This window comes from Ciceribacter sp. T2.26MG-112.2, from assembly GCF_900492205.1.
GTDB classification, from domain to species: Bacteria; Pseudomonadota; Alphaproteobacteria; order Rhizobiales; family Rhizobiaceae; genus Allorhizobium; species Allorhizobium naphthalenivorans_A.
Genome location: NZ_UEYQ01000034.1, coordinates 16,890 through 31,598 on the forward strand (window position 1 = coordinate 16,890; position 14,709 = coordinate 31,598).

The window sequence follows — 14,709 nt, forward strand, 5'->3', positions numbered from 1 at the left end:
CCAAAGCAGGGCTGCGCACCGCGCCAGGTCAGTTTGACCTGCTTGCGCGCATCCCGGCTTCGCTCGTCCTGGCAGGCCCGGACCCTGAAACGCCCGTCTTCCGCCGGCTCCTTTTGACCGCACCGAAGGGCAGACCGGCAAGGGCCGGAACCGCTTCGGAGGATAGCTCGAAAGGAAGAGCCCATGGCCAAGTCCGCAACCCAGTCCCGCCAGCCCGCCCGTGTCGTGCAGCTTCGAAAGGGCGCCACACTCGAAATGGTCCGGCTCACCTGCCCGGATGCCGCGCAGGCGATGGCGATCGCCGAGAGTTTCGGCACGGCCGTGATCGACGGCAACGGGATCCGCGACCTGCATGAACGCCTGATCATAGAGACGGCCGACAGCCTCTCCGAAGGCCTTGGCGAACGGGCGATGCAGATCCACCTCCAGCGCATCGTCGGCGCGTATGTCGGCTCCGCCCATGGCGCGGGACAGTTCTACTCCCGCGCCGTCAGCGAGGCCCGTGACGCGACCGCCAAGGCGTCCAATGACGCACGCGACGAGGATCTCGACGGTCCGGTCGGTTACGACAGTGCGGCACAGCGCAAGCGCGAATTCGCGGCCGATATGGGCGTCCAGGCCCACTCGCTCCGCATGGCCGCCGAAGGCGCCGTCGCCGCCTACGAGCAGATCGTCGGCGAGGTCTGGAAGCCCTTCGATCGTCCGGTCGAAACCCCTGGCGTATCGCTCGACCGCAAGGCGGCGGCAGCACAAATGGCTGCCTTCGACTGACCGTAACGGGCGGGGCTTCGGCCCCGCCTCTTCTTCTTCTCCGATCGACAGCTGGCCCTCCTGAGCCAGCCTTTCGCATGTCGAAGGCAGGGGAAGGGGAGGGCAATCGGCTTGCCCGCCATCACGGACCCGTCCGGCTTGGGTCTTGCCGGGGTCGGGATTTCGGCCGCAAGGGCTTCGCCCTCCTCCACTGACGTTTCGGCGCGTTCCGCGTGCGCCATCCCCTCACCCCGGCCTTCGGACCGCCGTGACAGGCCGCGATCGGCGCGGTCTTAAAAATGGAGGTATGGAAAAATGAGCAGAAAACCGGAAACACAACGTGTGGACATCTATAGCCGGATCACCGACCGGATCGTCGAGGACCTGGCCCGTGGCGTCAAACCGTGGATGAAGCCGTGGCACGACGGCAACCTTCAGGGTCGGATCACCCGCCCGCTCCGGCACAACGGACAGCCCTACTCCGGCATGAATGTGCTGCTGCTATGGTCGGAAGGCATGGCGCGCGGGTTCTCGTCGCCGATGTGGATGACGTTCAAGCAATCGCTCGAACTCGGCGCGGCTGTCCGCAAGGCGAGACCGGGTCGACCGTCGTCTTCGCCAGCCGCTTTACCAAGACCGAAGCCGATGGCAGCGGCGGTGAGGTCGATCGCGAAATCCCCTTCTTGAAGGCGTACACGGTCTTCAATGTTGAACAAATCGATGGTCTGCCCGATCATTACCATCATCGCCCGGCACCTGTTGCCGATCCTGTCCAACGGATAGAAAAGGCCGACCGCTTCTTCCGCAACACGGGTGCAGTTATCCGCCACGGCGGCACACAGGCATATTATTCGCCGGTTACCGATCACATCCAGATGCCGCCATTCGAGAGCTTTCGGGACGCGGAGTCATACGTTGCCACGGTCTGCCATGAAAGTTGCCACTGGACTGCGCATCCGGATCGTGTCGGCCGTGACCTCAGCCGTTATGCCAAGGACAAAACGGAGCGCGCCCGTGAGGAATTGATTGCCGAGCTCGGCAGCTGCTTCCTATGCGCCGACCTCGGCATCGTGCCGGAGCTCGAACCACGGCCCGATCACGCGGCCTACCTGGCCTCGTGGTTGACTGTGCTCTCTGAAGACAAGCGAGCGATCTTTCAGGCGGCCGCTCATGCGCAGCGGGCAGTCAACTTCCTGCACGATCTGCAGCCTGATGCAGCCGATGAGAAAGTCGCGGCCTAGAAATCAGAGTCGGTCGTTGTCGCCGCCAACGGCCGAGACCTCTGTCGGCTCTCTATCCGTCGGCGTTCCCTGTTCTGGTGTCAGGTCCAGCTTGCCCCAGATCGAGGTTCTGCGGTCGGTCGATTTGAGCTTTCGGGATTGCTTGATTTCGACGGTAAACGGCTTTGTCTGTTGACGCATATATCCTCCAGGCGACGAATCGCGCGCACACGATACCGGGTTGATTGTTGGAGGCAACACCCAAGCCGGCCGGTCCGTCGTCACCAAATTCGCGGCCTGGACATTGGGATAAAGCAGCGGTTCGACCACAGCAATGTTCCGCATGGGCGAGGCGTGGCATGTTGCCATCACCGCGTTCCTCTTGATCATCGGCATAGGCCACGTCCTCCGCGGGCTCGATGAGGCATGTCTGATCGGAGAGCGGCTTCGCCTCGATCGTCTTCCCGCAACGGCCATCGAAACTTTCTTCCCCTGCCGGCTACGCCGCCATTCCTCGCGCGGCAACAAAGTTTCTCCCGGCCGCCCTCCATTTCATTCCGGCCCTTCTGGTGCGGTCCGATCGTCCCCGATCCTTGCGACAGCCATCGAGGCCGCGAAGGGCGCGGCCCGAAACCAACGAAAGGAACATGACAATGGCAACCATCGGCACCTTCACCTCCACCGAAACCGGCTTCAACGGCTCGATCCGCACGCTCGCCCTCAACGTCAAGGCCCGCATCGCCCGCATCGAAAACCCCTCCGACAAGGGCCCGCACTACCGCATCTACGCCGGCAACGTCGAGCTCGGTGCGGCCTGGCAGAAGCGCTCCGAGCAGGACCGCGACTACCTCTCGGTCAAGCTGGACGACCCGAGCTTCCCCGCTCCGATCTACGCAACCCTCACCGAAGTCGAAGGCGAGGACGGCTACCAGCTGATCTGGTCCCGCCCCAACCGGGACTAACCCGGGCGAGGCCCCGCCGCGAGGCGGGGCCAATCGGCCGAATTGAGAAACCGGGAGCGGGCATCGAGCCCGCTTCCGGTTTTCCTGGTGCCATACGGGACCGGAAATGTCTGCTCAGATCGCTTGAGTGTGCCGTGCCGGCATGGCGGCCTCAAGGACGGGTGGTCAACCCCCAATTTTGCCTCCGCTCCGGTTCCCTGCGCTCCAACAAAATCGGCTCCCCCACCCGCCGCCGGCGGTCGCGTTCGCGATCCCTGACCCCGCCATCCCGTCCCGTCCCGCGTCGTCGTCTTTCACGAACTCAAGGAGATGAGACGATGACGATCGAACAGCACATCGAGGAACTGCGCGCCGAGCTGAGGAACGCATGGGAAGCGGCCGAGCGGCGTCAGATCGAGACGGAGCTACAACTGGCCGAGGCTGATCTGGCCGTCATGCTTGCCGAACAGGAGGGCGCCGTCGAAGCCGAGCCGCCCTTCTGAGGCGGTTCTTTTCTGCTGCAAGGTGAGCCGGTCCGCCGGATCGACCGGCCTCCCGGCTGACAGGGAATTCACCCCTCAACGCTCCCCTCCGGCTCCCGCCGGATACGGTCGCGTCCCCTGCGGGTCCGCGGGTCTCTTCTCTCTCTGACGTCCTATTTTACTCCAGCAAATCCGGGGTCAAGGACGGCGCGGTCTCCCCCAATTTTTCCGCCGCTACGTCGCACTGCGCTCTGGAATAATCGGCTCCCCCGCTTGCGAGCCGCTACGCGTTCCTTGACCCCTCTTTGCAACAGAGTGGCCGATCTCCGTCATCAACGAAGGAGATCCCATTATGACGACCGATCAGAACCTCATGCTCTACACCAAGCTTGCCGGCTTCCGGCTCGTCGTCCTCGCAAACCGGTTCGGCTGCGACAGCGAATTCTCGCGAGACCTTTATGACCGCCTGGTTGAAGGGCTGGAGGCAGCAATTGGCCGCGTGCGGGTCATCATGGCGTTGGAGCGGAACGTTCTCGCCGGAGACGACGAGTTCGCCGCATATCAGCTGGAAGGGGAGACCGAGATATTCGGGCGCTTTACCATCAGCTTGCTGGACGATCTCGAAATCGATTTCGACACGCACGAATACCGTATCAACGGCGGCGATTGGGCGATTGCTTTGACGGCGGACTATACCGGCGTCGATATCGACTATCCTGAGTTGGTGCCGCTCACCGACGACGAACTCGGCTCAATTGCGCCGATCATCAAGGATCTCACGTCGGAAACCGGGATCGCGGTAAACGCGTCGCGTATCATTTTCACCCGGTGCGGAGGATCATGATCCTGCAGTGCAGCCTTGCGTGAGATGCCGAGAAACCCGTCGTGATCGCAGCGACCTTCCGCGCGCTCCTTTCGACCTGCTGTCATCTCTCATCGGGGGATGGTGCGTCCCGTGCGTCACGACGCAACCTGCCGTCACCAGAATTTTCCCCGCAGCACGGCTGCTCCTCGCCGATCAAAATTCAGTCGGCGCCAGGTCCTCCACATCCGTTTCGGCCCTCTGGGTGCGTCCCTCCTTTCCGGTCCGCCGACTATCCCTGCGATGACCGCAATTCGAAAGGAGAAACAACATGCAACAGCTCGCTCAATTCCTCGCCGCCACCGGCCGCCGGCTCCGCACTCTCAGCAAGGTGCTCAGCCACTTCTTCCGCAAGGGTAAGCTCGGCCTGAAGCTCGCGATCAAGATCCCGTTCTTCGTCGAGATCGAAGTGTCCTTCGAAACCGACTGGAACCGGCGCCGATGAGGTGCTTTCGAGGCCCGCTTCGGCGGGCCTTTGCTATGTTGCCACCGAGGTGCGTGGACGATACCCGCGTTTTCGCTTCTGACGCAGCAGGTCGAGGAACAATCGAACCGCTTCTTCTTCCCGCCCGAAATGATGGACCATCATCTGCCCTTTGCTTCCGATGCGGCCCCATTTGCGCAGGAGACAGACGTCCCCGAACAGGTTGGGTTCGATCGACATGGCATAGTAGCGGGCCATGTTCTTCGAGGTGTCCGAGCGTTCGACATAGAGATGATAAGGCTGTGAGATCATGAGACCAGAATCTCTGAACTCGGGAATCCCGTCCAACGACACTTATGAATCGGTCGGCATGGATCGATTCATGTCTGTGATGACGTGCGAAGGATACCGATTGGCTTGGGCGAGGCGCCTTCGCGCACGGCTCTATTCGCTCACGCTCCCCGAACCCGCGGGCGGTTTCGGCCATCCGGTGACGATCCTCTCGCTGCCTTTCAGCCGCACCATCCGTGTCTCGCACCGTCCCAGCGTCTGGCGAGGCCCTCGTCGACGAGAGCGTCTCCGAGCGAGCGCCCTGCCCGCGTCACCGTGCGAAGCTTGCGGCCATACTTGTCTTCGTCGCGCAGGCCGGTCGAAAGCGAGAACGTGCCGGCATTCAGAAGCGCGAGCAGGCTTGCTTTCGCTGCCTCGCCTTTGATCCTTTCAGCCTCACATCGCGGCGGGCTGAGTTCCGGCGTGTCGATATCCGCGATGCGGATTTTCTCGCCCTGGAACCAGAACGTATCGCCGTCGACGACGCAGTTCACGTGGCGACCGGCGCCGCAGAATGAAAACGCGGCTGACGATGAATCCGCGGTCGGTGTCCTGGCCGCAGCCAGGAGCCCGGAAAGCTTGCCGGCGCCGCCAAAGGCAAGCCATCCTACAACAGCAATCACAACGGCGCAGACCATCGCGATCAGTGATGCGCGCAGGCTGTTCTGTCCCGATCGGGGTGACCTGCCTTGCCAGCGATATCGATCATTCCTGCTGCCGGGCTTCCGCTGCTTTTTGAACGGAACCACATTCGATTTCGTCACCCTCGGGTCTCTCCTGTTTGCCTCAACCTATCTCGGCTTCGGTTTCATCTGCGTTTACGGGCAAGGGACTTCAGACGGTGTGCGAGGGTCGGGGCGCAGTCGGTCCCGCCTCGCCTTCAGGCCACTATGTTGAGGCTCCTGCGGCTGCGCTGTTTCCCGCTCCTCGCACGACGAGAATTCCCGAAATCCCGCCCTGTCGGTCGTCGCTATGCTGATTTCTCCGATACTCTTCATTGTTCTCGATCAGCCTTGCTCGTTTCACTGCGCGCCGGCTCGATCAGACGAGCTTCGGGCGTGTTACCCAGCTTGTTGTGAAACCTGTTTGTTCCGACGCAGGCTTTCATATCCTCGCGTCGAAACCAGATCGCGCGACCGCATCGAAGCGGCGCGTTCCCGGCCGTGAATACGATCTGCTCATCGGCACGCATGCGCAGCACCTCATGCGGCTGGATCAACGGCCGGGCGGCCAGTTGCTTCGATCGCGTCCGCGACGATCCCTTCATCTGCGAACTGCGGCTGACCTGGTCGATCTCGACCGTCGTCATGCCGCAGCGGCGTGAGATGTAGTCGGCGGTTTCGGGATCGTTGATTGCTGCGAAACTGATCCAGCTCGCACTCTCGAACCATTTGCTTGCGGCATCGCGCCCGCCATAGGTTTCGCGCATCTGTCCGATCGACTGGTAGATCATGACAAGGGTGATGCCATACTTTCGGCCGGCGTCTCTCGCAGTTTCCAGGATCCGCATGTAGCCAAGGCGCGCTACCTCGTCGAGGAGGAAGAGCGCTCTGCCCTTCATCGACCCATCGCGATTGTAAATTCCGTTGAGAAACGAGCCGATGATGACGCGGGCCAGGCCCGCATGCGTCTCCAAGGTCTTGAGATCGATGTTGATAAAGACGTCGGTGTTTCCCTCGGCAAGATCCCCCGTCGAGAACGTCTTTCCGGAAACCAGCGCGGCATAGTTCGGATACGACAGCCAATGGGTTTCCTTGATCGCATTGGCGTAAACGCCGGAGAAGGTTTCGGGCGTCATGTTCACGAAGGCCGCGACGTTCTCCTTTACGAAATCCGAGTCCGAATTGTCGTAGATTTCCTGCAGGCGTTGGCGCAACTGCGGTTCAGGTTCGGAAAGATTGGCGCGGACCTGGCGAAGCGTCTGGTTCTCCTTCTCAGTATGTCCGGAAAGGCAAACGTCGGCGATCATCGCCGTCAACAACTGCAAGGCCGAGGCCCGGAAGAAGTCGTCGCGCACACCGCGCGTACCGCCGCTATCGCTCATGATCCATGAGGTAACGGATGCGATATCCTCTTCCTTGGTGCCGCCGAATTGCCCGATCCAATCCAGCGCATTGAATCCGGTTTCCGGCTTCTTCGGATCGAGGACGAACAGGTCTCGGTCCGCGCTGGTGCGATGGGCCGACACCATTGGGGCAACCTCATTCGACGGGTCGAGGACGATCAGCGAGGCGCCCCATTTGAGCGCCGTCGGGATCGTCACCGATGTCGTCTTGAAACCGCCGGAACCAGCGAACACGATGCCATGCGACGAACCGAACGAACCGTCGAAGCATAAGAGCGGTGACTTACCACCGGCACCCCATGTGTCGGGATCATCGGCGCGAAACGCGCGCGTCCCTACGCTGTCCTTGTCGACGCGATATCGCTCGCCGACGACGATACCGCCGCCCTCCGCAAACAGGCCCGTCGCCTCCTGCATTTTCATCCAGTCGGCCTCTCCATGCAGCGCCCGCTTGCCGCGTATGCGTTTGGGCTCGGCACTGGCGAAGGCCGCGTTGCCGACGAGCGCAACGCGGAGGGCGAAGCAGGCAGAAAGCGCTGCAGCTGCCGCTCCGATCAGCGTCGCCGGATCGAGATAGGAGAGGAGCGACTTGCCGACCGGAACCTGGTTCGCGAATGCCGACAGCCTGATCGCCTCGCGAACGATGGCGACAATGATCGTCGCTAGCCCTCCGGCGGCGACGCCCCATCCTGCCGTCTTGATCCTGATCGCGCCGGCGCTCGCGAACAGCAACACGATGCCGATGACCGCCGCGGCGACATAAGGCAGGGCAATGCCGGCGCGGCCGAGCGTCTGTCGAGCAGCCTCCGTCTTTCCGAAGCCGGACAGCCAGTGTTCGATCCCGGTCAATCCGATCACGACCAGGATCATCAGCACGACAGGCGCCATGAAAAGAATGATCCTATTCATCGCTGTTGCCAAAGGCCCCCGCGCCGATCGCCAGCAGCCGCGGCCGTTCGGTCTCATCTGCTTTGAGGCGCTGGCTCAAATCGATGAGCGCGCCCAGCAGCAGCGCCCGTTTCTCGTATCGAAGGCCCGCTTTGACGATCAGACCGCCGAGCTCGATCTTTTCCCGCGTGTCCTTCTTGCGGGCGTCGGATGTGGTCGTGCGCGCCATCCGCTCAAGCCTCAGCAGTCCCGCCCGCAGCCGCGCCAGTCGCGTTCTGCGTGGACGGTGCCCTGCTTTCGCCTGCGCCTGCTCCCCTCTTTCCTCCGGTCGTACGAACCTCGCCTCCGCGAAACCGTTTCGCCAGGTCCTCGAAGGCCGCCTGCAGCTCTGCCTCGTCGACCTCGATCTCGCCAAGTCCGGCCTTGAGGGCGATCCGGCCGATGCGCTCGGCCTCACGGGTCTCGGCGATCTTTAGCTGCTCCTGGAGTTTGGCGATTTCGTCGCGGATCTTGGAGGATGGCCTTTTCATTCCGTACGTCTCCTTTGGGTTGGAAAGCTTGTCTTTCGAACCCAGTTTCCCGGAGGAGCGTGCGGAACGCACTACTGTGAATCCTACAATCGCCAAAGCGCCAGCTTTGGTGAATGATCCCGGCCGTTCCGAAGGAGCGGATCCGAAGGGCGCAATTATACGTCGCTGACGCGACGTTCTGCTTTTTGCCCCTGGCGGGGCCTTCCGCTTCCGACGAACCTGTTGATTTCGTTCGCAACCGGGAAAGAATTGCTGTGGCCGTCCCCCATTTCTCCGTCAGCGTTGTCGCCCGCGGCTCCGGCCGCAGCGCCGTGCTGTCGGCGGCCTACCGGCACTGCGCCAAGATGGAGTTCGAGCGCGAGGCCCGCACAATCGACTACACCCGCAAGCAGGGCTTGCTTCATGAGGAGTTCGTCATCCCCGCCGATGCGCCGGAATGGCTGCGTTCGATGATCGCGGACCGTTCGGTGGCCGGCGCCTCCGAGGCTTTCTGGAACAGGGTCGAAGATTTCGAGAAACGCTCCGATGCACAACTCGCCAAGGACGTCACGATCGCACTGCCGATCGAACTGACGGCAGAGCAGAATGTCGCGCTCGTGCGGGACTTCGTCGAACGGCACATCACGTCGAAGGGCATGGTGGCGGACTGGGTCTATCATGACGCACCCGGCAATCCGCATGTCCATCTCATGACCACGCTGCGCCCGCTGACGGAGGACGGTTTCGGCGCCAAGAAGGTGGCGGTAACAGGACCGGACGGCAATCCGATCCGCAACGATGCCGGCAAGATCGTCTATGAGCTCTGGGCCGGAAGCATCTACGACTTCAATGCGTTTCGTGACGGATGGTTTGCCTGCCAGAACCGGCATCTGGCGCTTGCCGGCCTCGACCTTCGCGTCGATGGGCGGTCCTTCGAAAAGCAAGGAATCGATCTCGAGCCGACCATCCACCTTGGTGTCGGCACCAAAGCGATCGAACGGAAATCCGATGGGGCCTCGACGCCATTGGAGCTTGAGCGCATCGAACTGCAGGACGCGCGGAGAGCCGAGAACGCGAAACGCATCGACCGGAATCCGAAACTCGTTATCGACCTGATCACGCGTGAGAAAAGTGTCTTCGACGAGCGTGACGTCGCCAAGATTCTCCACCGCTACATCGATGATCCAGCCCTGTTCCAAAGCCTCATGGTCCGGATCATCCTGCACCCTGACACGTATCGCCTTGAGCGCGAGCAGTTCGACCTTGCCACCGGTTCCAGGCTGCCGGCCAAATACACGACGCGCGAAATGATCCGGCTCGAAGCAGAGATGGCCAATCGCGCCATCTGGCTGTCGCAGCGCTCGTCACATCGTGTGCGGGACGCGGTTCTGGCGGCGACATTCGAGCGCCATGAGCGTCTTTCGGATGAGCAGAAAATTGCGATCGAGCGCGTGGCGGGAGCCGAGCGGATCGCCGCCGTGATCGGCCGCGCCGGCGCCGGCAAGACGACGATGATGAAGGCGGCGCGTGAGGCCTGGGAAGCGTCAGGCTACCGCGTTGTCGGTGGCGCACTTGCCGGCAAGGCAGCCGAGGGCCTGGAGAAGGAAGCGGGGATCGTCTCTCGCACGTTGGCGTCGTGGGAACTGCGCTGGAACGAGGGGCGCAACCAACTCGACAGCAAGACGGTCTTTGTACTGGACGAGGCGGGCATGGTGTCGTCGCGGCAGATGGCGCTGTTCGTCGAAGCGGTAACGAAGGCTGGCGCAAAACTCGTTCTCATCGGCGATCCCGAACAGCTCCAACCGATCGAAGCCGGCGCTGCCTTTCGTGCGATTGCCGATCGTATCGGCTATGCGGAACTCGAAACCATCTATCGCCAGCGCCAGCAATGGATGCGCGACGCCTCGCTCGATCTGGCGCGCGGTAATGTCGGCAAGGCGGTCGATGCCTATCGCGCCAATGGCAAGGTGATCGGATGGGATCTGAAGGCTGAGGCCGTCGACAATCTCATCGCCGCCTGGGACCGCGATTACGATCCGACGAAGACGTCGTTGATCCTTGCCCATTTGCGCAGGGACGTGCGCATGCTGAACCAGATGGCGCGCATCAAGCTGATTGAACGCGGGGTTCTCGATGAAGGAACCATGTTCAAGACGGCGGACGGCGATCGCAATTTCGCGGTCGGCGACCAGATCGTCTTCCTCAAGAACGAGGGTTCGCTCGGCGTCAAGAACGGCATGCTGGGCAAGGTCGTCGAGACCGGGCAAGGCCGCATTGTCGCGCAGATCGGCGATGGCGAACACGCGCGCCAGGTTCTGGTCGAACAACGCTTCTATAACAACCTCGACCATGGCTATGCCACGACGATCCATAAAGCCCAAGGCGCTACCGTCGACCGGGTCAAGGTACTGGCCTCGCTCTCGCTTGATCGGCATCTCACCTATGTCGCCATGACGCGTCATCGTGAAGACCTGACGGTCTACTACGGCCGCAGATCCTTCGCGAAGAACGGCGGACTGGTCCCGATCCTGTCACGGAGGAATGCGAATGAAACGACGCTCGATTATGAGAAGTCCGCCTTCTACAGCCAGGCACTTCGCTTTGCAGAAGCGCGCGGTCTGCACATTGTCAGCGTGGCGCGCACGCTCCTTCGTGACCGGCTGGAATGGACCGTCAGACAGAAGGAAAAGCTCGCCAATCTTGGTGTCCGCCTAGCCACCATTGCCGGCAAGCTCGGTCTCGTCCGTGGCGCCACCCAATCTCCAGCGCAAAACACTACTAAGGAGGCAAAGCCCATGGTCTCGGGCGTCACGACTTTCGCCAAATCGTTCGAGCAAGCGGTCGAGGACAAGGTCGCAGCCGATCCCGGATTGAAGAAGCAGTGGGAGGAAGTCTCGACCCGCTTTCATCTCGTTTACGCGCAGCCGGAAAGTGCGTTCAAAGCTGTCAACGTCGATGCCATGCTGAAGGACGAGACTGCCGCGAAATCCACGCTGGCGACGATCGGATCGAACCCTGAACACTTCGGCGCGCTGAAGGGCAAGACCGGGATGTTCGCAAGCCGCGCCGAGAAGCAGGAGCGGGAGAAGGCTGAGACCAATGCGCCGGCGCTCGCGCGTAACCTCGATCGCTATCTGCGCCAGCGGGCGGAAGCGGAACGCAAATATGAGGTCGAGGAACGCGCCGTCCGTCTGAAGGTGTCGATCGATATTCCGGCGCTTTCGGCAAACGCGAAACAAACACTCGAAAGGGTTCGCGATGCGATCGACCGGAACGACCTGCCGGCCGGACTGGAATTTGCGCTCGCCGACAAGATGGTGAAGGCGGAGCTCGAAGGTTTCGCCAAGGCTGTAGCGGAGCGGTTCGGCGAACGGACCTTCCTGCCTCTGGCGGCCAAGGACTCCAACGGACAGACATTTAACACCGTCACCGCGGGGATGACGGCCGGACAGAAGGCCGAGGTGCAGTCTGCATGGAATTCGATGCGGACGGTGCAGCAGCTGGCCGCGCATGAGCGCACGACCGAGGCGTTGAAACAGGCAGAAACCCTGCGCCAGACAAAGAGCCAGGGTCTCTCCCTGAAATGACGGCGCAAGTGTGTGCACGTGAGATGGGGCGTGCTCAACGATCGAATGCCGTCGTGCTCTTGCTGGTCGCGGCATCGATGGTCGGCTGCAGTGTTGCTGCGGCCATCATCGGCGGCTACCGCATCAACCTGACACCGAGCGAGCCGCTCGGCCTCTGGCGTATCGTTGCACTCGATCGTCCGGCATTGGCAGGCGATCTTGTCTTCATTTGCCCTCCGCAAACGCCCATCATGCGAGAGGCGCGAGAACGTGGCTATCTCCGCTTCGGAACCTGCCCGAGCGGGGTCGCGCCACTCATCAAGACGGTTGTCGCGGTTGCCGGGCAGCATTTCGAGATCGGCGCCGGCGTGACGATCGATGGACGCCCGGTCCCGTTTTCCGATCTGGTTGAACGAGACGGAAAGGGTCGGCCAATGGCGCCGTATTCCGGCGGCATCGTGCCGGAGAAAAGCGTCTTTCTCTATTCACCGTTCCGGGGTTCCTATGACTCCCGCTATTTCGGCCCCCTGCCCGCCTCCGGAATCCTCGGCCTGGCACAACCGGTGCTCACCTATGCGCCGTGAGCAGCTCCAGCCAACCGCATTGATTGCCGTTTCAATCGTCGCCGGGACGGTGGGATGGAGTGGCCAGGTGCTGCTTCTGCCGGTCGCGTTCGCGTTTCCGGTTCTCTGGGCGCTTTCTCGAACGAGGCGGACGGTCGCGGTCGTCTCGACCGGCTATTTCCTCGCCGCGTCACGCGGTCTGCCACAGGGAGTTGCCAACTTCTATTCGTCGGACCTCTTGCCTGGATTATTGCTCTGGCTCTGTGCGTCCACAGGCTTCGTCATCGTGCATACTGTCCTCTGGACGAAGCGGACGGGTGCTCGTCCGTGTCGCTATCTTCTGGCAGCGGTCCTGATGGCCATTCCGCCATTCGGCATCACTGGCTGGGCGCATCCGATCACCGCCGCGGGCGTACTGTTTCCAGGGTGGGGATGGTGGGGGCTGGTTGCCGCGACAGCCGGCGTCATGGGCCTCGTAACCCGCATGTGGCCAGCTGTCGCGATTGTCCTGGCAGGCTTTTGGATCTGGGCCGCCGCAACCTGGGACGAACCGAAACTACCGGAATCCTGGCAGGGGGTCGACCTCGAAATGGGCAAATCGCTGGGGCGCGACCCGAGCATGCAGCGCCACCTCGATCTGATTGCCACGGTGAAGGATCGAGCATCGGGCGGACCCTTCACCATTGTTCTTCCCGAGAGCGCGCTGGGCTTCTGGACGCCGACCGTGGAGCGGCTCTGGGTAAAAGCACTGCAGGAGAGTGACGTCACCGTCATTGCTGGCGCCGCCGTCATTGATCCGGGCGGATACGACAATGTTCTGCTCGTCCTCTCCGGTGACGGTGCTCGCGTTATTTATCGCGAGCGGATGCCGGTCCCAGGTTCGATGTGGCAGCCTTGGCGCTCCTTGCTTGGGGCAAGTGGCGGCGCGCGGGCGCGCTTCTTCGCGAACCCGGTTGTGACCGCCGCCGCCGCTCGGGTCGCACCGCAGATCTGCTACGAGCAACTGATCGTCTGGCCTGTCCTGCAGTCCATGCTGCAGGAGCCGGACTTCATCGTCGCCGTCGGCAACGGCTGGTGGACCAAAGGGACTTCCATTGTCGCCATCCAACGCGCCAGCACTCAAGCCTGGGCGCGCCTGTTCGCCAAACCCCTCGTTCTTTCCTTCAACACCTGATGCCAAGGAGCCTGCTATGCTCGACGCTGCGCTGATCCAACAATGCGCCGACCCCTCATTGAAGCCCGCGATCGTCGAGCAGTTCGTGACCGCGGCGGGCGCGAATGATCCACTGGCCGTCACCGTCAAATCAGGTGGCCGATTGATCCTCTTTCCGAAGGCCACAACGCAGGATGAGGCGATGGCGATTGTCCGGCAGTATGTCGGCCAGGCCGTGGTGCGTGTCGGCCTGACGCAGTTTCCGGCGGGCGTCGGCGTGAAGGACGCGGCCGATCTGAAGCCCGATCTGGTCGACGCCTGCCAAAACCTTCGAAGGGGAACGGCGATGTTCGCAAAGGTTTTGCGGATCGTTGCCAAGTGGTACGGCAACCCCAGGAGCGATGAGGTTTTCCCGCAAATCTTCGACGATGCGGTCTACGCCTGGAAGACCGGAGAGTTTGAGGGCGTGAGTGTGTTCCAGGCGGACGATCCCGGAAAAAGCATCACGATCGACAACGTGTTGCCGGCAGACCAGGACAAGGCCAGCGTGGACATACCGCCTGCGGACACAAACACTGAAAGCGTCGAGAAAGGCGAGAGCGTTGGATCGGCAGAAATGCGGATCGACCTCTCGAGGATTGGAGGACAATGATCTCTTGGGAAGGCCGCTATGCCTCCGGAAGCGAATAGCGCGTGAGAACGGCGTCTTCGCCATCGAGGGTCACTTCGATGACTTCGTTGACCATATCCTGCGCTCCTGCCAAATCCTGCAGTATGAGGGCAAACAATTCTCGTTGCTGCGCGGGAAGCACCTGCGGGACAATGATCACTAGAGCACGTCCATTGAACGCGGAATCGCGTTGAGGATTTCCTTGGCTACCGAATTCTGATTCCTTCCCTCCGACTGGTGATTTGGTCGGAGGCAATATGACCCGAGCGTTCAGCGATGATCTGCG

The 14,709-nt window shown here is 61.9% G+C and carries 15 protein-coding genes and 2 pseudogenes; 10 read left to right on the forward strand and 7 right to left on the reverse strand.

Annotated elements, in window-relative coordinates; genetic code table 11:
* The first annotated feature begins 183 nt into the window (after window positions 1-183).
* Both DYZ14_RS22480 and DYZ14_RS22485 read left to right on the forward strand, forming a co-directional pair.
* Window positions 184-771 carry a hypothetical protein gene (locus tag DYZ14_RS22480; protein WP_037094514.1) on the forward strand — a complete coding sequence of 196 codons (588 nt, stop codon included), beginning with the start codon at window positions 184-186 and terminating at the stop codon, window positions 769-771.
* Between the two features lie 294 nt (window positions 772-1,065).
* Window positions 1,066-1,991 (forward strand): annotated as a pseudogene (locus DYZ14_RS22485) (ArdC family protein).
* 3 nt (window positions 1,992-1,994) lie between these two features.
* Here the strand turns inward: DYZ14_RS22485 and DYZ14_RS22490 are convergent.
* Window positions 1,995-2,366: a hypothetical protein gene (locus DYZ14_RS22490; RefSeq protein ID WP_154722739.1), complete on the reverse strand. Its 372-nt coding sequence runs from the start codon at window positions 2,364-2,366 to the stop codon at window positions 1,995-1,997.
* A gap of 257 nt (window positions 2,367-2,623) precedes the next feature.
* On the opposite strand from DYZ14_RS22490, the gene DYZ14_RS22495 reads away from it, so the two are divergent.
* The 4 genes from DYZ14_RS22495 (at window position 2,624) to DYZ14_RS24205 (ending at window position 4,700) form a co-directional block, all read left to right on the forward strand.
* Window positions 2,624-2,932 carry a DUF736 domain-containing protein gene (locus DYZ14_RS22495; RefSeq protein ID WP_011427435.1) on the forward strand — a complete coding sequence of 103 codons (309 nt, stop codon included), beginning with the start codon at window positions 2,624-2,626 and terminating at the stop codon, window positions 2,930-2,932.
* 317 nt (window positions 2,933-3,249) lie between these two features.
* Window positions 3,250-3,414, forward strand: coding sequence for a hypothetical protein (locus tag DYZ14_RS24200; RefSeq protein ID WP_195950078.1), 165 nt, complete (start codon window positions 3,250-3,252; stop codon window positions 3,412-3,414).
* A gap of 331 nt (window positions 3,415-3,745) precedes the next feature.
* Window positions 3,746-4,237, forward strand: coding sequence for a hypothetical protein (locus DYZ14_RS22500; protein WP_148658721.1), 492 nt, complete (start codon window positions 3,746-3,748; stop codon window positions 4,235-4,237).
* A 289-nt stretch (window positions 4,238-4,526) separates the two neighbouring features.
* Complete coding sequence (locus tag DYZ14_RS24205; protein ID WP_195950080.1) at window positions 4,527-4,700, forward strand: hypothetical protein; 174 nt, start codon at window positions 4,527-4,529, stop codon at window positions 4,698-4,700.
* Window positions 4,701-4,733: 33 nt separating this feature from the next.
* Here the strand turns inward: DYZ14_RS24205 and DYZ14_RS22505 are convergent, their stop codons facing one another.
* The 5 genes from DYZ14_RS22505 to traC all read right to left on the reverse strand — a co-directional run bounded on the left by DYZ14_RS22505 (window position 4,734) and on the right by traC (window position 8,492).
* Window positions 4,734-4,991, reverse strand: coding sequence for a WGR domain-containing protein (locus DYZ14_RS22505; RefSeq protein WP_148658722.1), 258 nt, complete (start codon window positions 4,989-4,991; stop codon window positions 4,734-4,736).
* Between the two features lie 200 nt (window positions 4,992-5,191).
* On the reverse strand, window positions 5,192-5,647 hold the full coding sequence (locus tag DYZ14_RS22510) for a thermonuclease family protein (RefSeq protein ID WP_195950082.1): 456 nt from the start codon (window positions 5,645-5,647) through the stop codon (window positions 5,192-5,194).
* Window positions 5,648-6,003: 356 nt separating this feature from the next.
* Window positions 6,004-7,983 carry a Ti-type conjugative transfer system protein TraG gene (traG, locus tag DYZ14_RS22515; RefSeq protein ID WP_154722740.1) on the reverse strand — a complete coding sequence of 660 codons (1,980 nt, stop codon included), beginning with the start codon at window positions 7,981-7,983 and terminating at the stop codon, window positions 6,004-6,006.
* Window positions 7,976-8,191 carry a type IV conjugative transfer system coupling protein TraD gene (gene traD, locus DYZ14_RS22520; protein WP_142913692.1) on the reverse strand — a complete coding sequence of 72 codons (216 nt, stop codon included), beginning with the start codon at window positions 8,189-8,191 and terminating at the stop codon, window positions 7,976-7,978. Before traD ends, traG begins: the two co-directional genes overlap by 8 nt.
* A 4-nt stretch (window positions 8,192-8,195) precedes the next feature.
* Entirely contained in the window at window positions 8,196-8,492 is a 297-nt protein-coding gene (gene traC, locus DYZ14_RS22525) for a conjugal transfer protein TraC (RefSeq protein WP_142913693.1), read from the reverse strand.
* 254 nt (window positions 8,493-8,746) lie between these two features.
* Here traC and traA point away from each other — a divergent pair, with 254 nt between their 5' ends.
* From traA to DYZ14_RS22545, 4 genes are read left to right on the forward strand one after another with little or no spacing between them, the layout of a single operon-like run.
* Complete coding sequence (gene traA, locus DYZ14_RS22530; protein WP_148658725.1) at window positions 8,747-12,058, forward strand: Ti-type conjugative transfer relaxase TraA; 3,312 nt, start codon at window positions 8,747-8,749, stop codon at window positions 12,056-12,058.
* On the forward strand, window positions 12,055-12,621 hold the full coding sequence (gene traF, locus DYZ14_RS22535) for a conjugative transfer signal peptidase TraF (RefSeq protein WP_445292611.1): 567 nt from the start codon (window positions 12,055-12,057) through the stop codon (window positions 12,619-12,621). The genes traA and traF overlap by 4 nt, the downstream gene beginning before the upstream one ends.
* Window positions 12,611-13,774, forward strand: coding sequence for a conjugal transfer protein TraB (locus DYZ14_RS22540; RefSeq protein WP_148658726.1), 1,164 nt, complete (start codon window positions 12,611-12,613; stop codon window positions 13,772-13,774). Before traF ends, DYZ14_RS22540 begins: the two co-directional genes overlap by 11 nt.
* A 16-nt stretch (window positions 13,775-13,790) precedes the next feature.
* The gene (locus DYZ14_RS22545; RefSeq protein WP_148658727.1) at window positions 13,791-14,405 is read left to right on the forward strand and encodes a TraH family protein; all 615 of its coding nucleotides are present in this window, start codon (window positions 13,791-13,793) and stop codon (window positions 14,403-14,405) included.
* Between the two features lie 16 nt (window positions 14,406-14,421).
* Here the strand turns inward: DYZ14_RS22545 and DYZ14_RS24265 are convergent.
* Window positions 14,422-14,709: pseudogene (locus tag DYZ14_RS24265) on the reverse strand (hypothetical protein); the annotation flags it as partial.